Source organism: Limnobacter alexandrii (assembly GCF_005871185.1).
Classification (GTDB): Bacteria; Pseudomonadota; Gammaproteobacteria; order Burkholderiales; family Burkholderiaceae_B; genus Limnobacter; species Limnobacter alexandrii.
Genome location: NZ_SWKN01000007.1, coordinates 199,415 through 219,674, shown reverse-complemented (window position 1 = coordinate 219,674; position 20,260 = coordinate 199,415). Strand labels below are relative to the sequence as shown.

Genomic DNA, 20,260 nt, shown 5'->3' with positions numbered 1-20,260 from the left:
TTAGAGTTAACCCGCCTCGACAATCCAAGTGTCGAGGCAAATTTCATAAAAACAGGAGAATGGGATGAAATTGAAAGCCTTGCTTGCGTCAGCCTTGCTGACCACTACCTTTGCTGTACATGCACAAGACAAACCTGTGGTGCAGTTCATCGCAACTGGCGGCACCATCGCCATGAAAATTGACCCGGTGAAAAACGCCCCGGTGCCTGCCATTTCAGGTGAAGACCTGTTGGCCACGGTACCCGATGTGGGCAAGTACGCCAACATTCAGGTCAAGAGCCTGTCGAATGTGCCTTCAGACTACATGGATCCACCCCGCTGGGTGCAGTTGACCAAAGAAGTGAATGCCGCTTTGGCTCGCCCGGAAGTGGCCGGTGTGATCGTTTCTCATGGCACAGATACCCTGGAAGAAACAGCATTCTGGTTGGACCTGACCGTGCGTTCCGAGAAGCCTGTGGTGTTGATCGGCGCGCAGCGCAATGCATCTTCTTCAGATTTTGATGGCCCTCGCAACCTGCTGAATGCAGTGCGTATCGCGGTGGATGCGCAGTCCAAAAACAAGGGTGTCATGCTGGCCATGAACAACCAGATCAATGCTGCGCGTTATGTGACCAAAACCCACACCCAGAATGTTGAAACCTTCCAAAGCGGTGCGTTTGGCCTGATTGGCGAGGTGTATCCAGACCGAGTCATGTACGCCACTACGCCGCTGCGTCGCCAAACCTTTCAGTTGGTGGATGGCCCCATGCCGGAAGTTGAAATTGTCGCCATGTATGGTGGGGCAACTGGTGCAGCCTTGCGCAATGCAGTTGATCGTGGTGTGAAGGGCATTGTGGTTCAGGCCTTGGGCATGGGCAATATGAATGTGCCCATGTTCGAAGCGGTGCAATACGCCTTGTCAAAAAATGTACCGGTGGTAATTTCAACCCGCGTGCACCAAGGCCGCGTCATGGCCAACTATGGTTTTGTGGGCGGTGGTAAAACCACGTTTGATGCTGGCGCAATCATGGCCGACGATTTGTCACCCCAGAAAGCCCGAATTTTGTTGATGTTGGCCATGCAGTCGGGCATCACTAAAAAGGCTGACTTGCAGCCCTTGTTTGACCGCTAAGCTGGTCAAATCTGTTCAAGCGATGTGGGCCACTGGGAACGTCATCTGAAATTGGGTGATTTCCAGTGCGGTCACCACATCGTTGATGTCGATATCCGGAAAGGCATCGCCCAGGTTTTGCAGCACGTGTACGCTGGCAAAACGGGCTTTGCCTTTCGCGCTGGGACTGTACAAAAATTCTTTGCCTTGCCAGTGTTGGCCCAAGGTTTTCATGAAAGTTGGCACCAGGCCGGTGTTGATTGGAAAGGAAAAACCCTTGCCACGAAAAGCCAGTTCAAACTGTGGCACACCGTTTTGATGCAGGCTGATTTCCTGAATATTTTCGGGGCCCTGCGCAACATCGAAGCTGCACAGGTTTTTCGGAATGCCCCAATTGATTCGACCATTTTTCACGCTGCTTGCGCTGCTCACCACAATGTTGCTGATGGTGGGCAAGCGTTTGCCACCGAGTTTCTCGCTGAACTGTGCCGTACCTGGAATATAAAGCAATTCCTTGTAGGGTCCTGCGTTGGAATGGGTGTAGTCCACGTACATCAAAACACTCAACGGCGTTTTCAATGTGTCGCGAATGTCCAATGGAATACGCGTATCCGCCATCAGCCTTTCGGCTTTGCTGCGCATCACAACAATCAGACCTTTGCCGGTCAGTGTCCAGGGGGCAGGCACTTCTTCAAGACCTGCAAACTCGTCCAGAGTTGAATCAATCGGGTTCACTCGTTCATCCCATTTTAAAAATATTCATTTTGTGCCCATCGGGCGTACGGAAGTAGGCCGCATAAAAACCAGGCATGCGTTCACCAGGTGCACCCTCGCAAGTACAGCCCAGTGTTTTGGCGTGTGCATAGAATTCATCGACCTGTGTTCTGTCTTTGGCGGTAAGCGCCACCATGGTGCCGTTGCCCACACTGGCGGCCTGGCCGTTGGCGGGCTTCATCAATCCAATGAACGGGTTGGTCATGCTGGTGCCCCAGAAAATGCCGTGTGGCAGTTCCAGAATTCGTTTCGCACCAAGCGGTGCGAACAACTTGTCAAAATATTCACCGCTTTTGGGCAGGTCGTTTGTACCCAGTGTTACATATCCAATCATCGTGCTTCTCCGTGGATTTTCTCAATTTCAGGTTCTTGCAGGCAGAAATTGCCCGAAGCCCATTTCTTTGCCGAGCTCGGGCACTACGGCCTCATTCTCGACTGCTATCTTGCCATTAATCAGCACGTGTTTCACAACACCTGGGTTGCGGTTCACCAAACGTTGCAAGCCAAAGTTTTCCATGTCACCCCAGCTCACTTGTTCCAGGTTCTGGTTCAAGGCTTCCGGGTCAAGTACCACCAAATCGGCACGGTCACCTACCCGAATTTTCCCTGCCTCAATGCCCAGCCAATCGGCCTGCTCGCCGGTTAAACGCCACACGGCATGCTCCATGCTCATGATGGGCTTGCCTTCCTCGACGGTTTCCTTGACCAGTTTCAGGAAACGCAAGGGCAGGTTGTAAAACGCCATGTTGCGAATGTGCGCGCCCGCATCGCTGAAGGTGATCAGGGTGTTTTTGTCTTGCACCAGTTCGCGGATTACTTCGCGCTTGTGGTTGCCCACCGTGGTATACCAGCGCAACTGGCGACCAAACTGCACCACCAAATCCAGAAACAAATCCACTACGTGCACTTTGCGGGCACGGGCTACCTCATCAAAGTTTTTGCCCACCAAATTCGTGTCTGGGCACTCCAGAATAATCGCATCGCCGAAATCGCGCTGCCACACGCGGGGGCTGAGCTTTTGCCCGTAAAACTTGCGGAATTGGCGGCGGTAGTCTTCGTTTTGAAGCAGGCTGTTGCGTTCAACTTGTGTGCGCAGATCAAGCGCCATTTCGCCCGCACCAAACTCTTCGAAAAACACCACATCAATGCCATCGGCGTACACCGTGAATGGCGTGGGTAGCAATTGCCAGCGGAATGCGCCACCCAGCCAGTTCACCACACGGCTTGAAATTTGCGCCATGGGGCGAACGGTTTTGTTGCCTTTTAAATCGATGAGTGCAATGAGTGTGGTTTTGAGTGGCTTGCGAATCCAGCCCAGCGTTTCAATCAGGTACTCAAAAATTTGCAGCGGGTTGGCCGCATTGGGTGCACCCTGATGCACGCGGCGGTACTTGCGCAAAATCTTGTTCAGGCGGCGAAGCTCGCTCCAGCGGGCATAGGTGCTGGGCAGGCTTTTTGACCAGGCACGGTCACCGTCAATTTTGTCCCATTTCAGACACATGGTGGAAAGACCAAGGAAACCTTCCTCCATGGCTTCGGTCAACGTGGCTTCCATTTGCTGCATTTGCGACTCGGTCGGTTTTACTTTCCGGTCAGTGGAGTCCAGCAGGCCCATGGTGCCAACGCGCAAATCGCTGTGACCCAAAAATGAAATCAGGTTGGGTCCCAAGGGTTGTTGCTTCACAAACTCAACCCATTGTTTGGGTGTATTCCAGGTTTTTTTCTCTTGAAGAATGGGCAGTACTTTTTCACGGGGCACGGTTTCTACACGTGTGAATATGTCTGAAGCATCCTCGGCCTCGCTGCAAATCATGCTGAGCGAACAACTGCCCACCAACACGGTGGTCACGCCATGGCGAACCGATTCCGACAGGCTGGGCGCCACAATCATTTCCGCATCGTAGTGGGTGTGTGTGTCCAGAAATCCGGGGGTAATCCAGTGGCCGTAGGCATCAATAATTTTGGGCGTGCCCTGGTATTGCAGCGGGGTTTCGCTGACCGCAGCAATTCGGCCGTTTTTAATACCAATGTGGCGCAGTGCCGATGGGCCGCCTGTGCCGTCGAAGTATCGTCCACCCGTGATGACCACGTCGAATGTCGAATCTGCCATGTTTGTCTCCAATTCTCATTTTTTTCAAATGTAACAAGAAATCTTGTCGAATTGGAAAAAACTTTTATCGACGGTCGTAAATTACCTCTTTGCTGCCTGTGGGCAGGCTGATGAAATCGCCGTCTTCCCCAATGCGGAAGGGGCCTTTGAACACATCGGGGGCCTTGCCCAGAAATATTTCCCGCAATGGGGGCAGGGGCAAGGGCGGCACAATGTGGCTAAGCACCACATGGCCCACTTCAGCTTCTTGTGCCAACACAGCCACGTCCAAGGGCGTTGCGTGGTAGTTGGGAATGTCCGAGAAAATTTTGGCCAGTTTGCTGCGATTGTTGTTAATGGCCGTGTCTTGCAGGCGGGCCACCAATTCCGGGCTCAGGGCCTCGTGCACCAACAAGTCGGCATTGCGGGCTGCGTCTTTCACTTGTGCATCGCTGGTGGTGTCGCCACTCAGCACCACAGTTCGGCCTTTGTAGGAAATTCGATAACCCACTGCCGGGTTGATGGGCTGGTGATTCACCGCAAAGGCCTCGATCAGCAGGTCGGGTTGTTGCAGCACTGCGGTGTAGCTGCCTTTTTGCACTGTAAATTCATTCACGTCGGCACCCGCCAGTTCAGGCGGCATTGTGGCGGCGCCATGGTGGGCTGTGCGGTAGCCGGTGTCTTGTGTGTAAGCGGTCTCGAACCCGTTCATGACCTGCGCAATTCCGCTGGGGCCATGCACGGTCAGCTTTTGCCCTTCGGTGTGTTGCGCCCAGCGTGTCATGAGTACCTCGCCAAGCCCATCAATGTGGTCCGAGTGAAAGTGGGTGATGAACACGCCTTTGAGTTGACCTGTGGAGAATCCCATAGTCGCAATTTGCTTGGCGGCCGCGCTGCCGGCATCGAATAAAAACATATTCTTGCCTGCAATGACCAAAGTGCAGGGCGCTGCACGATCCGGGTCGGGGAAAGGTGAGCCTGTGCCGCAAAGCCCAATGTGCAGGCCATCGCTGAGCGCAGCAAGTGGGTCTTGCATGCGTTTGCTGGCCACTTTCTCGACCATGGCCAAGGTAATTTCATGGCGTTGAAAGTAGGCCACTGCGGCACCTGCAGCGATCAAAGCGACAGCGCCAATCAACAGTTTTTTGACCATGATTTTTCCTGTTTATTGTTTTGGACTTTCCACCCAAATTGGAGAACTCCAGGCACGTTCCTGTTGGGTGATGAAGCGGAAGTCTCCGCGGAAGTTACCTGGTTCGCCTTCAATGCGGCAGCAGCCTTCAAAGCCTGCGAAACCACTTTGAGCAGAAAACAAGCCATTACCTGGTTGCAGTGCTTCGCATTGCACACCTTTGGCGGTGCACATTTTTGTGGTCCAGCGGCATGAGTTGTTTTCAAGTGCGCGGGCGTAATAACTGGCACCCGTATTGGCCTGGTATTGTGTGTCGTGAAACACCGCGCACATTTGCTCGGGGCCTTGTTGCTGAATGCTGCAGTCTGAATTCGGCTGAGGGGCGTTGGCATTTTCAGCCAGCTTTAAAACTTGTTGTTTCAAATCGCCCTTTGCATCGGCCCATGTTTTAATCAGTTCAAGTCGCTGTAAAGGCACGCCAGCTTCTTCGCCACCCGGGTCTTGAATCGCATAAGCCACAATGTACGGCCCGGTGTTTTTGACTTCCAGCGTACCGCCCATGGGCACACCGTCTACCAAACCTTCTTCGATCGGGCTGGCCCCTGCAGCCAATTGTTCGCAAATATTGCCGGGGAAGGGCTTGCTCGATGCCAGGGTGCGAATGCGCATGCGAGAGCCCGAAGTGGCAAAAGTTTCGCGACGTTTCAAGGCCGCAAAAATTTCCTTGCGTGTGTTTTCACGGGCCCAAACACCTGCCAGTCCGCCCGGCGTGAAGTTGGATGCCACGGGGTTAAACACGCGTTCTTCGCAGTTGTTGGGGTCGGCAGCCGATTCTGTGCTGAATGGCAGCTTGAAGCCTGTGATGGAGTCGGTTGGCAATGGTCGCTGCTTGCATTCCCAATTGCCCAAGGCTTCATGGGGTTCGTCGTCGAGCACGCCGCCATGGCCTGAGTTTTTCGAGAATTTCGTTTTGTCGGTGTTGCCAGCGATGCCGTTGTGCGTGTCGCTTGAACCGATGAATCCATACTGGTAAGGGTTCACACCCAGTTTGCGTTGAATGGCAGCACCTTCGGGTAACACGTTGCGGGCGTAATCCAGTGGGGCAGTACAATCGGCGGGTGCAGATCCACCGATATCGCTGCCTGTGCACTCACTGGCCGCGTGTATGCTTTTTCCCGTGCCTTGCAAGCGGTTGACCTGGCAAAATAGCGGGTCGGTGGGCTTGCCCTTGCACACTTTGGCGCATTCTGCGGGATCATCTGAATTGCCTTTGCACAGGGTTTTCCATTCCTCAAATCCGCAGCCAGATTCTTCACCGCCGGTCAGCCCTTTGTTAAAGCCAGTGATGCATTCACTGGCGCCTTTGTGTTGAACAATTTCGAACAAACGGTCAAAGGTGTTGCGCAAGGTGGCATCGGCTGCGGTCAATGTGACGTTGTTTCGCGCCAGTGGCAGTCCGGTATCGGCTTGACGGGCCCGGGCGAATCGTCCGTCGCTTTGGTTGGTGCTGTGGGGTATGGTCACCACATCGCAGCCTTCCACATCAAGGCATTCCGTTTTCAGGCGATCAAACAAGCCCCACTCGTCGTTGGTGTTGTCGGTAGTCGGAATCGGTGGAATCGAACTAATCACGTCGCCCGGCACTTTTGTGCCTTCGAAAATCACGTTTCGGTGAAGTACCTGGCCGCCTTTGTTGGATGAGAATTCATAACCATTGAAGGTGGTGAATTTGCAGGGTTGATTTTCGGCATTGGCCACAGCCTGAATTTCCTCCCAGGTTCGTGTGCTGGGAATTCGGCTGCCAGCGCTGGTGACCAATTGCAAATACAAGGGCACATTGCCTGTGATGAACACCGACACATTGTCACGAATCACTTGCCCCAAAACACCGCAGGCCGGATTGGTGCCAGCCGGAATATTACCCTGCAGTTCGCAAATGTTGGAGAAGGTCCCCAGTTGTTCCGCGTGCTCTGTTACCGCTGCGAAATCAAGCGGACGACCAATGTTGATTTGCCGCATGGGCGCATCTGGATCTTCTCCAGACGGCAAAAATGCGTTCTCGCCTTTGGCGAATTGATAAGCCTCGCGCGGGCCGTTGATGGAATTGAAAAAATAGGCATCGAATGAAAGTTTGGTGTGAATGTGCAAGTCACCAAAAAAAGCCTGCTTGCGCACGCTGCTGCCCAAGCATTCAACATCGTCTGGTCGCTCTGCTGGCGCGACTACCGTGGGTGTATCGCCTTGGGCCACGGGTGTGTCGTTTGAATTCAGGCAAGCTGAAAGGCTGAGCACAAAAAGGGTCGGAATGAATAGGCGCACTGGCAACAATTTAAGCACCGCACTACGGGTTTCAAACATAGCTGTGAATCCTTTCAATCGTCCAGTACAGGGCAGCGCCGCCAATGCAAAGGGTTAGCGCGTGTTGGGCAAGGCGTGTGCTATTGGGCAGGTGGGTTTTCTCGAGCAGTGCGAACGCAGTGGCCAGCACCGTGACAATCCACAGCTGGCCGATTTCTATGCCAATGTTAAACAGCAGCAAGGTGCTCAAAAGGGCGTCTTCTGGAAATCCTCGTTCTTCCATCGACAAGGCAAAGCCTGAGCCATGTAACAAACCAAAAGCTGCAATCAATAAGAGGTGGGACCAATTCGATTGCCGGGCAGGTTCTTTGCGCACCAATTCCCAGGCCAGCCACAACACACTCAGCGCAATCCACGCCTCAATGGCGCGGGTGGGTACTGCAATCCAGCCCAGCACCAGCAAAGCCAGGGTCAGGCTGTGACCCACAGTGAACAGTGTGAATTGCCCAATCAATTGCTTCAAATTTTGCTCGCGTTTTTTCCACAGCAAATAAAGCCCGGTGACAAACAGTACATGGTCCAGACCGAACACAATGTGTTCAATCCCGATACTCAGGTACTCCAGAGGTGGTGTTTGGTGGATTTCATCGCCCAGTGAAAGGCTGGCCTGCTTTGGTGTAAGTACCGCGTGAATTCGGTCACCTTGCAGTGGGGTTGCAAGAACAATCAAGTCGGGTGCAAGGCGGGTGAATCCGTTTGCGTCAATGTCATGTTCAGCCAGTGTTTTGCTGCAGAAAAAATTGCCGCGTTGAATCAATTCCGTGTTGCCTTCCCACTCCGTGCTGACATCGCGCAATTCGCAGGCTGGCGAAAACTGAAAATCAACCGGAGGTATTTTGTCGTCCGAGCCCACAGTGCGTTTGAATACAAACTGCCCCGTGCCTTGAGTACTTTCATGAACAATCAATGCAGAAGTACCCATCTCGTGGGCATGGCCTGTTCCAGGTGCGCCATGCAAACCCATGCAAAGCACAAAAGCGAAAGCCAGCCGGTTCACGGGACTTCCTTGATGGAGTAGGTGGCACGCAGGGCAGCCAGGCCGGCGTCGTTGACGGCCTCTCGCTGGGCTGCAATCAAGTCGGATCGAAGTTGACTGCCTGCCTCTTCAAGTGTCATGGTACGGCCGGCATTTTTCTGGGTCACCTTAAACAGGTGCACACCCAGTGGTGATTGCACGGGCTGCGACCACTCACCAAGGGGCAAGTCAAAAATGGTTTTGCTGGTGGGCACACCAAATTCTTTGGTAATTCTTTCCCGGCTCAGTAGTTCAGAACCTGTGTGCAGGGGAAACGGGTCGCCAGCCACTTCCTGACCTGCAAGCAAACTATTGCGAGCAAGGCCAGCCTGATAAATGGCCTCATCGCCGCGTTTGCCACGGCTGAAGAAATGGTGATCAAAAATAATCGTTTGCTCGGTTTGATAGCGCTGCGTGTTTTGATCCAGCCAGGTTTGAAGTTGCGCCTGCGTGGGCGATGCAATTGGGGTCATGTCTTCCAGCACAAAGCGCATTTTCTGCACCACGCGCCGCTTTACGATCAAGTCGTCTTTTTCCAAACCCAGCTTCAAACCTTCCCGGTACAGAATTTCCTCATCAATGTAAGTGGCCATTGCTTGCTCGTAGCTTGCGGAGCTTACGGATTGTTCGCCCGCTTGCAGCACTTGTTCGCGCACGAAGGCACGCTGTGCCTCAGTCACCACCAGTTCATTGCTGGCGGCCTGCTCGCTGCTGCGCCATTCGAGCACACCGATCAGTGCAGCCACTGCAATGAATCCAAGAACGGAATAGGAGGGCTTCATGGTTTGTTCATTTCATGTAGCGCCAAACACCTGTGGGCATATTGGCCAGCAAGGGCTTTAACAGTTTCCAGGGGTAGCTTGGTACCACACCCACGCTGCGGCGTTTTTCAATGTGCTTGGCCATTTCCCGGGCAGCTTGTTCTGCCGAAACCAAAAACGGAAACTTGTCCATGTCATCAACAATGTCAGTTTTGACAAAGCCGGGAAGAATTTTGGTGAAATCAATTTTGTATTTTTTCAATTCAATGGCAGCGGCATCCAGGTACATGGAGAAGCCGGCCTTGGTTGCACAATAGGCTGCTTGCTTCGGGATGGGGGCAAGCGAAGCCAGCGATGAAATTCCCACCACATGGCCACCACCGGCCTTTTTAAACCATTCCACTGCAGCATTCACGGTGGCGATTGCACCCATCAGGTTGGTTTGCATCAAGCCCAGTTCATCGTTCAGTTGTCCTTTGCCCACGCCCGTGAGTTTATTCACTCCCGCGTTCACAATGACCACATCAACCTGGTTCAAATGGCTGAATACTGTGTGCAAAGTTGGCCCAACGGCACTGGTGTTGTTAACATCAAGTTCAATGATTTCGACTTGCAGATTCTGGCAACCAGGCATCAAAGCGATCTCGGCACGTAGTGCTTCAAGTTTGTCCAGCCTGCGTGCAGCCAGGCCAAGGTTGTAACCGCGCTGTGCAAATTCAAGTGCCAATGCTTTTCCAATGCCCGATGAGGCCCCTGTAATAACAACTGTTTTGCTCAAGCTGCATTCTCCATGCTTTGTTTTGGCATTGCGGTTACTGCCACGGTCAATGCCCGGCGCTCTACGCGGGGCAGGTTCAGGTTCAATATTTGTTCTGCGTTGTGTTGCTTAAGCCAGGTGCGAACATCGTGTTTGTCGCTATCGGCCATTTGCTGGTAGCTGTCGAGTGCGCGTTGCATCATCCAGATCATGTAGGGCAGGGCACCTCGCTTGAAGGGTTTTCCGCCCATGGTGGTTGTTACTTCGCCGATGCGTCGGGGAAGACGCTGATTCAAGCCATTTTGCTGTGCGTACCGCGTAGCCAACTCGCCAACCTGTGCCACCATCGGTATGAATTCCTCGAATATGGAGTTGAAAACCGGGTTTAAGGTCGCAGGAATTTCATCGTTGCCCAACAGCGCCTGGTCTGCATGCACAGCCGGGTTCTTCATGCGTTCCAGCCATGCATTCAAATGAGCTCTCGGTTCGATCAATTCCCGTTTGGGCCAGGGGTCGCGACCAAGGTGACCATACATGGTGCCAACAAGGCCAAAGTCGCCAAGGCTGGGCCGTGCACCAAGTAGAAACGGAAACTGTTCAAAGTGCCGGTTCAAAGCATCCAGCATGTGCACAGTCCATTCATTCATGGTGCTGTATTGCTCGGGCACTATGCCCACAAAGGGCAGCATGCCTCGCAGCATTTTTGCAGGGCGCTGCGCTGCCTTGTTCTGTAAAAATCGTGGTGCCCACGGCAGCAAGGCTTTCCCGGCGTCATGTTCAAACAAGGCAAAGTTTTCCGGGTAATTCCAGCGCGTGTGCATGGCAATTGGCACCCACCATTCATCGCCCCAGGCCTCCAACAGCATGGAAGCAAATTCCTGGACCGGGGTATTGGGTGTTACCGGGTTCTTGTGGTGCAGCGACTCAATGTAGTCAATGATCTCGCTGGTGTCTTGTATCCATTCACCCGAGGGTGTTTTCAGCACCGGCATGACTGCCGCACCGGTTTTTCTCTTGATGGTTCGGGTCAACGTAAACAGATTCACTGCCTTGAGCACGTGGTCTACTTGTTTGTAACGCAAATAGCAAAGCGCCTTGCCTGTGAAATAGGAAAGATGCCAGCCATACAAAGTGTAGGTTTGTCTCATGTGACCCTTGTTTGCGGGTTTCGAATAATTCATTAAAACATTAATATTTACACCATGTCAATTTCTTTGGAAGTGTGTCACACTGTGACCAGCTTCAACCTCTCAGCTCATTTGAATGAACGCACGCGCAACACAGGAAAAAAGGCCTTACCTTGGCAAGGACGATCGCAGAAAATCGCTGCTGAACGCGGCCGCAGATCTGGTCGAAGAAGCGGGCTGGGGCGTGTTGAACATGAGTGCTTTGGCCGACAGGGCTGGTGTCAGCCGCCAGTTGGTGTACCAGCACTTTCCAAACCTTGAAAGTTTGCTGGGTGCCACTGCCTGGGCCATTTTCACCGACACCATGCAAGGTACAGCCCTGGCCATTACCAGCAATCCCCATGACATCAAACAGGCGATACGTGCGGCGGTATTGGTTTCTTTGGACATGCCAGTGGGCAAGGGTGATGCGTTGTGGCAATTGATTGCTGGTTCGGGTTTGAATTCGCCCGAGCTTGAGACCATTCGATTGGGTATTCGCGATGTGATTTTGAAGCTTTGGGTGCCCGCGATTCGAAAAGCGAAAGACCTGGATCAAGCAGCTGCCACCGGTCTTGCTTGGATGGTTATTCTGTCGTTTTGGGGAATTCGCCAGTTGATTCGCGATGGCGTGCTAACTCGCGAACAAGGCATCGAACAATTTGATGCCTTGCTGCACAGTCTTATCTAGCCATTCACTTCAGCAATTGTTCCACGCTGCGCTGAAGCACTTTTTTGGCGGCTTTCACGCTGAGCTTTTGTTCCCTGCGAAGCCTTAGCCAGGTTTCAATACTGAGCACCAAATCTAACGCCTCAAACAAGGCTTTGTCTTTGACAATTTCGCTGGGTAAAAAAGCCTTGAGCAAGTGACGCTGCAATTCAACCGTGCTGGCTTGCCTGTCCCTCAGGTATTGCGACTCGTGCAAGTGCACCAGGCTTGCAGCCTGAAGCGGGGCCAGCTTTTCAAACATGTCGGCGCGGCGCTCAATCGCATGCATCAGTTTTTCTTGAAGGTTATTGCCCAAAACCGGGGTGGCCAGGACAGGTGCCACAATCGCATCCACCTCGCTTGTCATTTCCCGGTAAAGCGTTTCCATGTCTTTGAAATGCCTGAATACAGTGCGCAGGCCAACCCCGGCGCGTGCAGAAACCATTTCTGCCGTGGGCGCTGGGTAGCCTTCTCGAATCAGTTCAATCAGTGCCTGAACAATTTGCTTTTTATTGGCTTGTCCGCGCGTGGTACGACCGTCTACTTTCACCATGTTCTGCTTGTCATTGTTGTGGGTGTGGTAATGGGCAATCCCTTGATTCTTGCCTCGATTGGGCATGTTACAGGTTTGGCCAGTGCTGTGCCCAGTTCGGGAAAACACGCGTTCAATTCTTGTTGGCTCGGGCGATCCAGTGACTGGTAGCGCATTCGCAAGCGTTGGTAGCGCCAGGCACGATAACGTTGTGTGGGCAGTTTGAATTGGACTGACTGGCTATTGAATTCAAATTTCCTTACACCGCGTTCAATCGCGTCCTCATTGGCCTGCATATAGGGCAAGAATTCATTGCACACAATGTTTAGCAGTGGCTTTAAATCACTGGGCGTTTCTGTTGGTATAGGCGTGTTGTTGTAGTCGGCCAATGTTGTGTTCCACAGGCGAGCAACCCATTCATGCACGGCCGGGGCGCGAGTGCGCATTATTCTTGCCGGTGTGGGGTCGCAAAAAAAATGCCTGAACATGCTGCCATACAGACCATAGTCGGCCAGTGTTGGGCGTTGGCCAAGAATGAAGGGTTGATTGTTCAAAACTGATTCAAGTGCATCCAGCGTTTCCAGATAGTGCGCCTCAACCCGTCTGGCCGTGCGCTTTCGTACACCGTCAAGCCATAAAAAGTGCAGTTGTTGTCGGTTTAGAATCACCCAGCGCCGCATGAAGAAAGGCAACGGTACATCTCGCATCATGCCGTCGGCCAGGCGGTGGCTCATCAGCCTTGCGTCTTGCGCATGGGCCCAGCGATAGTAAAGCGCTGGCCTCCACAGCCATTCATCGCCAAAGTCTTCCAGCAGTTGCGCGAGAAATCGAAGCGTGGGGTGTTCAGGCATGATGGACGTTTCCGGTTTCAACTTTTCCAGAAATTCGATGATCAAGGTGGTGTCGCTCAGCCATTGCCCATCGAGCCACTCCACTTGGGGCATTTGTGCCACACCAGTTGCCTTGCCGCAGCGTTTAAAGTCGCTGGTGTCCATTTCTATCAGTTCATAAGGAATTTGCTTGCCACGCAAGTAGGCTTCAAGCTTTCCGGTGAAGTAAGAAAGATCCAGACCATGCACCTTCAAAACTTTTGGCATTGCCATGTGTTTGACTCCTTGAGATTCGAATTTCTTTTGTATATAGTGACACAAATAGTGTCACTAGTTAAGCAATAAGAAAACTGACACACCAATTCAACAGAGGGGACAAGCATGGCGCAGCACAGTGATGATCAAAACGAGGACAACAATTCCGAAGACTTGTCTCCCAAACGCTTGAAACGACGTGCATTCCTGTCTGGCCTTGCTGTGGGTGCAGCCACGGTGGGCGTTGCTGCCACCGGTGCGCATGTGGCCAACACAAAGGCGCGTGCATTGATGACGCCCAAAGCCCTGCCGGAAGGCGAGGCTGCGCAGGTTGCCTTGTCGTTTCAGGATTCTCGCCCGGCAACCGCCAGCAAAGCCAAGGCGAAAGAGGGCGCACCGAATGTGGTTGTCATTTTGCTGGACGATTGTGGTTTTTCCGATTTGGGTTGTTATGGCAGTGAGATCAAAACGCCTGCAATTGATACGCTCGCAAAAACAGGTTTGCAGTACACCAACTTTCGCACCTGTTCCATGTGTTCTCCCACTCGCGCCTCCTTTTTGACGGGTTTGAATCATCATTCTGCGGGCATGGGCTGGCTGGCCGACATTGATGCTGGCTATCCAGGTTACCGTGGTGATTTAACCCATGAAGCCGCCACCCTGGCCGAGGTGTTGCAAGGGGCAGGGTGGTCAACTTTTCTCAGTGGCAAATGGCACGTCAACAATGCACACACCACTGGTGCCAATGGTCCTTACGACAACTGGCCCACACAACGCGGTTTTGACCGTGCGTACTGGTTTCAAGGGCATTCAACAGATTACTTCAAACCTTCGGAATTGTTCGATGGCATTGCACCAGTCGAGCCACCAGACACCCCCGATTATTTTGTGTGCGATGACCTGACCGATCGCGCCATTACCTACATTCGCACTCAGCAGGCATTGGAGCCGGGGCGACCGTTCTACCTGCACCTTGCTTTCCCAGGGCCACATTCGCCTTTGCAAGCCCGTGCCAGTGAGCGTGATGCGTACAAGGGCCAATACGACAAAGGTTGGGATGCCGTGCGCACCGAGCGCCTTGCGCGGCAAAAGGCGCTTGGCATCATGCCGGACACAGTTGAATTGCCACCGCTTTCATTTGGTTCAGACAGTTGGGACAAGCTACCGGAAGCGCATAAAAAAATTACAGCACGCTACATGGAAGTGTATGCAGGCTTGATGAGCAATATGGATTCGAACATTGAGCGTCTGATGCAAAGCCTGGATGAACTGGGCGTGCGCGAGAATACGATTGTGGTGTTGTTCTCTGACAATGGTGGTTCGCCTGAAGGCACGCCCACGGGCACACCCAATGTGTTTGCACCTGCATTTGGTCGACCGATTCCTGTTGAGGAAGCTGCGCAACTGTATGACGTGCTTGGCGAGGAAGGAACCTTTCCCCATTACCCCATGGGTTGGGCCAGTGCATCGAACACGCCATTCAAAATGTACAAGCAGTATGCACACTTGGGCGGTGTGGCTGATCCGCTGATTGTAAGTTGGCCCAAGGGTATTTCCGCGCAAGGCGAATTGCGCGAGAACTTCGTGCATGTGGTTGATTTGTTCCCCACCTTGCTTGAAGCCACGGGTGTAGAGCGCCCCTCGGTGTACAAAGGGCAGCCTCAAAAACCAATCGAGGGCCAAAGTGTACTGCCCACTTTTGCGAAACCCGACAGCCCAACCCGCACTGAACAGTATTTTGAGTTGGGTGGTCACCGTGCCTACATGGAAAACAATTGGCGTGCAGTGGCGCGTCACACCCGAGGCAAACCTTTTGAAGATGATGTTTGGGAACTCTACGATTTAAGCAAGGACCCAGCCGAGGGCACAGACCTTTCAAGCCAGTTTCCGGAAGTGGTTGCACGCTTGAAGGACAAATGGTTGCAGGCCGCGCAACAGCACAATGTATTGCCACTGGACGACCGAAACCTGGTGCTGCGCCTGGTGCAAGACAGGCAAGAGAAAGGGCTTCGTGCACGTTGGGATTTTTACCCACCCGTGGAGCGTTTGGCCCGCGACGTGGCGCCGATTGTGTGTGGTTTGTCTCACACCATCGAGCTGGAATGTGAGCGCAACAATGCGGCGGGCGATGGCGTGCTGCTGGCTCAGGGGGCGAAGTACGCAGGCTGGGTTTTGTACATTCAAAACGGCAAGCTGTGTTACGAGCAAAGCCTGGTGCCCTATGTTGAGCGAATGGAATCGAATGCCGTATTGCCGGAAGGGAAACTGAAAATCAAATACCAGCAGCGCATGACTGGCCGACCATTCGACGGCGAGGGCGCCTTGTTTGTGAATGGCCAGCAAGTGGCCAAACACACCTTCAAGCGCGTGCTGTTCTCAACCAGTTATGATGGTTTTACTGTGGGTTCCGACCTTGGAAACCAGGTGTCGACCCGGTACAGCGGCCCCAATCCTTTTCAGGGCAAGTTGGGCAAGGTGACAATTGATGTGGACACCAGTAAAGTCAATCCGGTTGAAATGCTGCGCTTTTTGAGCCAAATGGGATTGAATGTCTAGAAACTGCAAAATGCTCTCGGGTGGCGAGTTTCGAATGGGTTCGAATCGCCACTATCCCGAAGAGCGTCCCGAGCGCACCGTAAGCGTGGCCGAGTTTGCCATCGATGTTTTTCCTGTGCGCAATTCAGACTTTGCAGAATTCGTTGAGGCCACACAGCATGTCACTGTGGCTGAGCGCCAGGGGTATTCCCATGTGTTTCAAATGACCCCAGGCCCAGTGCCTTTGAACAATCCCGACCTGTGGTGGAAAGCAGTGCCGGGTGCGTGTTGGCACAACCCACACCCTGGCAATGAATTGCCCGGCGATTTCGATCAACACCCGGTGGTGCACGTGGCCCTTGAAGATGCAAAGGCCTATGCCAACTGGGCCGGGGGGCGATTGCCTTCAGAGCCCGAATGGGAATTTGCTGCACGCGGTGGTTTGCTCAACTCCCAATTTGCTTGGGGCGATGAATTTGCGCCCAACGGCCAACGCATGGCGCAGGTTTGGCAAGGTTCATTTCCCTGGTTTTATGCGCCAGGTGGAAGCCCGGGTTCTGTGGCTGTGGGTCAATTTCCGCCCAATGGTCATGGCTTGTACGACATGATTGGCAATGTGTGGGAATGGACTCAGTCGTCATTCAGCCAGCCTGCAACTTGCTGTTCGTGCAGCCCCCAGCAAGATGCCAACACCCTGTTCACCCTGAAAGGCGGTTCACACCTGTGCGCAGCCGAATATTGCCTGCGATACCGGCCCGCTGCCCGAATTGGTGTTGCCGGGGCCAGCAGTACCTCCCACATCGGTTTTCGCTGCGCCTACGACACCTCGCCCAAGTAAGCGGGGAATCTTTTTCAATTGCGGCAGTCCATTCAGTTCAATAACAAAAAACTGGAGCTGTGCGTGAACTCGAAAAGTCTGATTGATCAACTGTTGAAAGCCGGTACCGGCATGCTGCAAAGCGGTGGCAAGGCCACCAGTAACATGCAAATGAAAGACGTGTTGGTGGGTGCTGGCGGCGGTGCCGCAGCTACGGCAGCCTTGGGCATGCTGTTGGGCAACAAGCGCCACAAAAAAATGGCAGGCAAGGTGGTTACGTATGGTGGTTTGGCGGCATTGGGCGTGCTGGCCTACAAGGCCTATGGCAATTGGCAACAGCAGCAGGGCAATATTGCTGCCACGCACGAGCCGCAAACAGTAGACCGTTTGCCGGAACCACAGGTGGAGCAGCACAGCCAGGCGATTTTGCGCGCCCTAATCGGTGCCGCGAAAGCTGATGGCCATATTGATGCCAAAGAGCGCCAGCTGATTGATGGAGAAATTGCAAAAATAACCAGTGACCCTCAGCTGCAACGCTGGTTTGATCAAGAAATGAACAAGCCACTGGATCCGCTGGAAATTGCAAGTTATGCCACTACACCTGAATTGGCCGCGGAAATGTTTCTGGCCAGTGTGTTGGTGGTGGACGAGGAAAGTTTTATGGAACGCAGCTATCTGCAAGAACTGGCCAAGCAATTGAGATTAGACCCTGCGCTGGAAGTGGAGTTGCGTGCACAGGTGGAGCAGGCGAAAAAAACGGTCGCATAAAGCGACCGTTCCAAGTTACTGCCTCAAGGGTGTTTTTATCAACACTTAAAACTTTTGAATCAAGCTGAATGACACAAAATCGGCGTCGAGGTCAGCAATGCCTTTGAACTCGCCGCCAGACACTTCACGTGGCGTCACTTGATCGTTGTTGCCGACCACACTGGCGTCTACGTCGATAATGCCGTAGGCCACTGAAACAGTGGTGTCGCGGCTTGGGGTGAAGCTTGCGCCGATGCCGTAGAAGCGGCGATCGTTGTCAGGCAAAATTGGAATGCGCAAGTCGTCGCCAACCACGCCGTTTTCCATGCCGTAACCAGCGTGCAAGGTGAGCCGCTTGTAGGCTTTGTAGTTCAAGCCAACACGATAGGCGTGCGCCACTTTAAAGTTTTGTGGCACGTCTTCAATCACACGGCCGGTCGCTACACGTTCATAACGCAGGAATGTTTCCGTGTAGTCCTGATAGGTGTAAGTGGCCATCAGGTCTAGCTTCGGGCTGTAGTGGTGAAACAGTGAAATACGGAACTCGTCCGGGAAAATTACGCTTTGGCGTGCCTGCTGCTGCGGCAGCAAGTCGCCAGCCGCTTGCGGACCGTTCACGCCCAAAATCGGACCACCCACACCAATCAACGGGCTTGTTGCCAAAAAGTCTCGGAAAGCGGCTGTGTCCGCATTTTCGTTGATGGTCAGCTCGCCTTGATTGCCATTGAATCGGGTTTTTGGGCGATAGGAGGCACCAATGCGGGTACGCTCAGTGGGCTCCCAGAGCAAGCCTGCCTGCGCATTCAAAGCCCAGCCAAAAATACGCAGCTTGCCATCGGTTTCTCCGGGAATGGGAGGCGCTTGACCCAAGGCGTTCAAGCCATCCAGCAGCGCTTCGGTTCCGGGTGGCCCCAGTTTGCTCACCGCGTCACGGAAGTTCACACGCAGTTTGATCGACTGGAAATAACGTTCATACGATCCGTTGGCACCAATTGAAAGGGTGGGGGTCAGTTTGTAGCCGAAGCCCAAGTTCACCCTGGTCACTTTCAAATCACTCTCGCGGCCAGATCCCCGGCCAGGGTAATCTTCACGGTAACGTGTCAACAAACCGTGTGAGCCTGAGGCACTGAAACCCACGACCAACTTGGGGCTGACTGGAATGGCCACGAAGAGGCCTGGAATAAACAGCGCAGAATCGTAACCGTCTTTTCTGGAGAAAAACTCACCGTTGGAGCCCTGGCGCCCATCGTCGGTTGGGGGACCATCGTTGTCTTGAGTTGAGGTGTAATCGTTGTCGAAGGTGGCAATACTGGCCACATTCAACACCTCAATGCGTTTGAAGCGGGTCAAAGCAGCGGGGTTAAAGAAGATTACCGACGCATCCGATGCTTCAGCGGCCTGACCGGCACCCGCCGTGGCAATGCCCATCGTGCTTTGATTGTCGTTGGCTGTACCGCCGGCATACGCCTGCTGGCTGAGCGAAAACGCCGTGATTGAAAAGGCCACGGCACAGGCTCTCCGAAGGGAGCTTTGCTGCAAAAACACCATTGGTCTGTCTCCTGGCTCCGACGTGCTGGGTCGCTGTGCGCCCGGCTTCGAGTGTCGTGAGTTTTTTGCTGGTTGTTTTTAAAATTTTTACTGGGTCTTCTCAATGAATAATGCTTGAGTAAAGACCCTATGTTTACAACGATTAACATTGATACTGATGGAAATGTAACTCAGATTCAATCAATCGTTCAAATTTTTTTTTATTTAAACCAGCGACAGTCGTTCTTTCCACAACTTCATGGGGGCATCCATATTGGTCTGCATGGGATGAAAGCCAGGTTTGTAGAAGCAAAGCAGATCAGGAATCATTTTACGGAAAAGACCTGTGCGCCCCAAATACAGGTCGGCGCATTTCAACCATGATTTTGCGTTGTACAGCTCCCCGTCTTGTTTCATGCAGCTCACCATGGCGGCAAATACCACCGGGCCAATGATGATCGACACGATGCTCATGGCAATGGCGCGCTGGGCATAAGTGCCTCCCACCGCTTTGTGAGTATCGAAGGCAACAGCGCGGTGCTCGCTTTCTTCCATGGCATGCCAGTAAATCAAATTCTTGATGGTGGGGTCGACAATCATGGTGTGGAATTCTTCACTTTTCATGATGTGTTCGGCAATCACCGCGGTGTAATGCTCAACTGCTGCGGTGCCTGCCAGGCGGGCTTTTACCGACAGTAATTTGTTGAGCCTTTTGCGTGCCCAGCGTGTACGCGCATCCCAGCCATTTACATTGATTCCTTGGTGTTTAAGTTCGGCATTGGCTTGCAAATGTTCCTTGCCATGCATAGCCTCCTGTCCGATAAATGCACTGATTTCCCTCAGTAACGCCTCATCTTTCACCCACTTTTTGGCGTCTCGAACAGCATCTACGAAAAACTGTTCACCTTCAGGAAAGTAGGCTTGAAAGGCAGTCCACAGGTGGCTGCTGGCAGGGTCATTGTTGACAAAATGGCGATTGATGTTGGTGAAATCAAAATCCATTCGACGAACCGGAAAGCTCGAACCTTTCTGGTGAATAGAAACCGGTGTGCGCATGACAGCCTCCACAGAGCCTTGTACATCATTACCATCAATGACGTTGACAGTTGTGGATGTAATATTACAGATGTGGAATTAAAAGTAAAGCGATGTAATGAAATGCTTTT

General features: G+C 53.0%; 18 protein-coding genes. 5 read left to right on the top strand and 13 right to left on the bottom strand.

Annotation, left to right across the window (positions count from 1 at the left end; translation table 11 throughout):
• Positions 1 to 64: 64 nt before the first annotated feature.
• Positions 65 to 1,111 carry an asparaginase gene (locus FCS97_RS08390; protein ID WP_138518004.1) on the top strand — a complete coding sequence of 349 codons (1,047 nt, stop codon included), beginning with the start codon at positions 65 to 67 and terminating at the stop codon, positions 1,109 to 1,111.
• Positions 1,112 to 1,126: 15 nt separating this feature from the next.
• On the opposite strand, the gene FCS97_RS08385 is transcribed toward FCS97_RS08390, so the two are convergent.
• The 9 genes from FCS97_RS08385 to FCS97_RS08345 all read right to left on the bottom strand — a co-directional run bounded on the left by FCS97_RS08385 (position 1,127) and on the right by FCS97_RS08345 (position 11,124).
• Complete coding sequence (locus FCS97_RS08385; protein ID WP_138518003.1) at positions 1,127 to 1,825, bottom strand: hypothetical protein; 699 nt, start codon at positions 1,823 to 1,825, stop codon at positions 1,127 to 1,129.
• Positions 1,826 to 1,829: 4 nt separating this feature from the next.
• On the bottom strand, positions 1,830 to 2,198 hold the full coding sequence (locus tag FCS97_RS08380; RefSeq protein ID WP_138518002.1) for a VOC family protein: 369 nt from the start codon (positions 2,196 to 2,198) through the stop codon (positions 1,830 to 1,832).
• 27 nt (positions 2,199 to 2,225) lie between these two features.
• Positions 2,226 to 3,974, bottom strand: coding sequence for an N-acyl-D-amino-acid deacylase family protein (locus FCS97_RS08375; RefSeq protein ID WP_138518001.1), 1,749 nt, complete (start codon positions 3,972 to 3,974; stop codon positions 2,226 to 2,228).
• A 64-nt stretch (positions 3,975 to 4,038) separates the two neighbouring features.
• The gene (locus tag FCS97_RS08370; RefSeq protein ID WP_138518000.1) at positions 4,039 to 5,106 is read right to left on the bottom strand and encodes an MBL fold metallo-hydrolase; all 1,068 of its coding nucleotides are present in this window, start codon (positions 5,104 to 5,106) and stop codon (positions 4,039 to 4,041) included.
• Positions 5,107 to 5,118: 12 nt separating this feature from the next.
• On the bottom strand, positions 5,119 to 7,443 hold the full coding sequence (locus FCS97_RS08365; RefSeq protein WP_138517999.1) for a DUF3604 domain-containing protein: 2,325 nt from the start codon (positions 7,441 to 7,443) through the stop codon (positions 5,119 to 5,121).
• Positions 7,436 to 8,440, bottom strand: coding sequence for a HupE/UreJ family protein (locus FCS97_RS08360; RefSeq protein WP_138517998.1), 1,005 nt, complete (start codon positions 8,438 to 8,440; stop codon positions 7,436 to 7,438). Before FCS97_RS08360 ends, FCS97_RS08365 begins: the two co-directional genes overlap by 8 nt.
• Entirely contained in the window at positions 8,437 to 9,240 is an 804-nt protein-coding gene (locus FCS97_RS08355; protein ID WP_138517997.1) for a peptidyl-prolyl cis-trans isomerase, read from the bottom strand. The genes FCS97_RS08360 and FCS97_RS08355 overlap by 4 nt, the downstream gene beginning before the upstream one ends.
• Before the next feature lie 7 nt (positions 9,241 to 9,247).
• Entirely contained in the window at positions 9,248 to 9,997 is a 750-nt protein-coding gene (locus tag FCS97_RS08350) for an SDR family NAD(P)-dependent oxidoreductase (protein ID WP_138517996.1), read from the bottom strand.
• A complete protein-coding gene (locus tag FCS97_RS08345; protein WP_171035233.1) occupies positions 9,994 to 11,124 on the bottom strand; it encodes a glutathione S-transferase family protein in 1,131 nt (376 codons plus the stop codon). Before FCS97_RS08345 ends, FCS97_RS08350 begins: the two co-directional genes overlap by 4 nt.
• Before the next feature lie 115 nt (positions 11,125 to 11,239).
• Here FCS97_RS08345 and FCS97_RS08340 point away from each other — a divergent pair, with 115 nt between their 5' ends.
• Positions 11,240 to 11,833, top strand: coding sequence for a TetR/AcrR family transcriptional regulator (locus tag FCS97_RS08340; protein ID WP_138517994.1), 594 nt, complete (start codon positions 11,240 to 11,242; stop codon positions 11,831 to 11,833).
• Between the two features lie 4 nt (positions 11,834 to 11,837).
• Here the strand turns inward: FCS97_RS08340 and FCS97_RS08335 are convergent, their stop codons facing one another.
• Positions 11,838 to 12,404 (bottom strand): TetR/AcrR family transcriptional regulator, encoded by a 567-nt coding sequence (locus tag FCS97_RS08335; RefSeq protein ID WP_171035232.1) that lies wholly within the window; start codon positions 12,402 to 12,404, stop codon positions 11,838 to 11,840.
• Complete coding sequence (locus tag FCS97_RS08330; protein ID WP_138517992.1) at positions 12,398 to 13,486, bottom strand: glutathione S-transferase family protein; 1,089 nt, start codon at positions 13,484 to 13,486, stop codon at positions 12,398 to 12,400. The genes FCS97_RS08335 and FCS97_RS08330 overlap by 7 nt, the downstream gene beginning before the upstream one ends.
• A gap of 108 nt (positions 13,487 to 13,594) precedes the next feature.
• On the opposite strand from FCS97_RS08330, the gene FCS97_RS08325 reads away from it, so the two are divergent.
• The 3 genes from FCS97_RS08325 (at position 13,595) to FCS97_RS08315 (ending at position 17,588) form a co-directional block, all read left to right on the top strand.
• A complete protein-coding gene (locus FCS97_RS08325) occupies positions 13,595 to 16,024 on the top strand; it encodes a sulfatase family protein (RefSeq protein WP_138517991.1) in 2,430 nt (809 codons plus the stop codon).
• Complete coding sequence (locus FCS97_RS08320; RefSeq protein WP_138517990.1) at positions 16,017 to 16,841, top strand: formylglycine-generating enzyme family protein; 825 nt, start codon at positions 16,017 to 16,019, stop codon at positions 16,839 to 16,841. The genes FCS97_RS08325 and FCS97_RS08320 overlap by 8 nt, the downstream gene beginning before the upstream one ends.
• 63 nt (positions 16,842 to 16,904) lie before the next feature.
• On the top strand, positions 16,905 to 17,588 hold the full coding sequence (locus FCS97_RS08315; protein ID WP_138517989.1) for a tellurite resistance TerB family protein: 684 nt from the start codon (positions 16,905 to 16,907) through the stop codon (positions 17,586 to 17,588).
• A 45-nt stretch (positions 17,589 to 17,633) separates the two neighbouring features.
• Here the strand turns inward: FCS97_RS08315 and FCS97_RS08310 are convergent, their stop codons facing one another.
• Both FCS97_RS08310 and FCS97_RS08305 read right to left on the bottom strand, forming a co-directional pair.
• On the bottom strand, positions 17,634 to 19,115 hold the full coding sequence (locus tag FCS97_RS08310; RefSeq protein WP_138517988.1) for an OmpP1/FadL family transporter: 1,482 nt from the start codon (positions 19,113 to 19,115) through the stop codon (positions 17,634 to 17,636).
• A gap of 204 nt (positions 19,116 to 19,319) precedes the next feature.
• Complete coding sequence (locus FCS97_RS08305; protein ID WP_138517987.1) at positions 19,320 to 20,150, bottom strand: metal-dependent hydrolase; 831 nt, start codon at positions 20,148 to 20,150, stop codon at positions 19,320 to 19,322.
• Between the last annotated feature and the right edge of the window lie 110 nt (positions 20,151 to 20,260).

What these genes read in the sequence shown, in the direction of transcription:
- FCS97_RS08390 (WP_138518004.1), top strand. Translation starts at nt 65, where the DNA reads ATGAAATTGAAAGCCTTGCTTGCGTCAGCCTTGCTGACCACTACCTTT.
- FCS97_RS08380 (WP_138518002.1), bottom strand. Translation starts at nt 2,198, where the DNA reads ATGATTGGATATGTAACACTGGGTACAAACGACCTGCCCAAAAGCGGT.
- FCS97_RS08375 (WP_138518001.1), bottom strand. Translation starts at nt 3,974, where the DNA reads ATGGCAGATTCGACATTCGACGTGGTCATCACGGGTGGACGATACTTC.
- FCS97_RS08370 (WP_138518000.1), bottom strand. Translation starts at nt 5,106, where the DNA reads ATGGTCAAAAAACTGTTGATTGGCGCTGTCGCTTTGATCGCTGCAGGT.
- FCS97_RS08365 (WP_138517999.1), bottom strand. Translation starts at nt 7,443, where the DNA reads ATGTTTGAAACCCGTAGTGCGGTGCTTAAATTGTTGCCAGTGCGCCTA.
- FCS97_RS08355 (WP_138517997.1), bottom strand. Translation starts at nt 9,240, where the DNA reads ATGAAGCCCTCCTATTCCGTTCTTGGATTCATTGCAGTGGCTGCACTG.
- FCS97_RS08345 (WP_171035233.1), bottom strand. Translation starts at nt 11,124, where the DNA reads ATGAGACAAACCTACACTTTGTATGGCTGGCATCTTTCCTATTTCACA.
- FCS97_RS08340 (WP_138517994.1), top strand. Translation starts at nt 11,240, where the DNA reads ATGAACGCACGCGCAACACAGGAAAAAAGGCCTTACCTTGGCAAGGAC.
- FCS97_RS08335 (WP_171035232.1), bottom strand. Translation starts at nt 12,404, where the DNA reads ATGGTGAAAGTAGACGGTCGTACCACGCGCGGACAAGCCAATAAAAAG.
- FCS97_RS08330 (WP_138517992.1), bottom strand. Translation starts at nt 13,486, where the DNA reads ATGGCAATGCCAAAAGTTTTGAAGGTGCATGGTCTGGATCTTTCTTAC.
- FCS97_RS08325 (WP_138517991.1), top strand. Translation starts at nt 13,595, where the DNA reads ATGGCGCAGCACAGTGATGATCAAAACGAGGACAACAATTCCGAAGAC.
- FCS97_RS08320 (WP_138517990.1), top strand. Translation starts at nt 16,017, where the DNA reads ATGTCTAGAAACTGCAAAATGCTCTCGGGTGGCGAGTTTCGAATGGGT.
- FCS97_RS08310 (WP_138517988.1), bottom strand. Translation starts at nt 19,115, where the DNA reads ATGGTGTTTTTGCAGCAAAGCTCCCTTCGGAGAGCCTGTGCCGTGGCC.
- FCS97_RS08305 (WP_138517987.1), bottom strand. Translation starts at nt 20,150, where the DNA reads ATGCGCACACCGGTTTCTATTCACCAGAAAGGTTCGAGCTTTCCGGTT.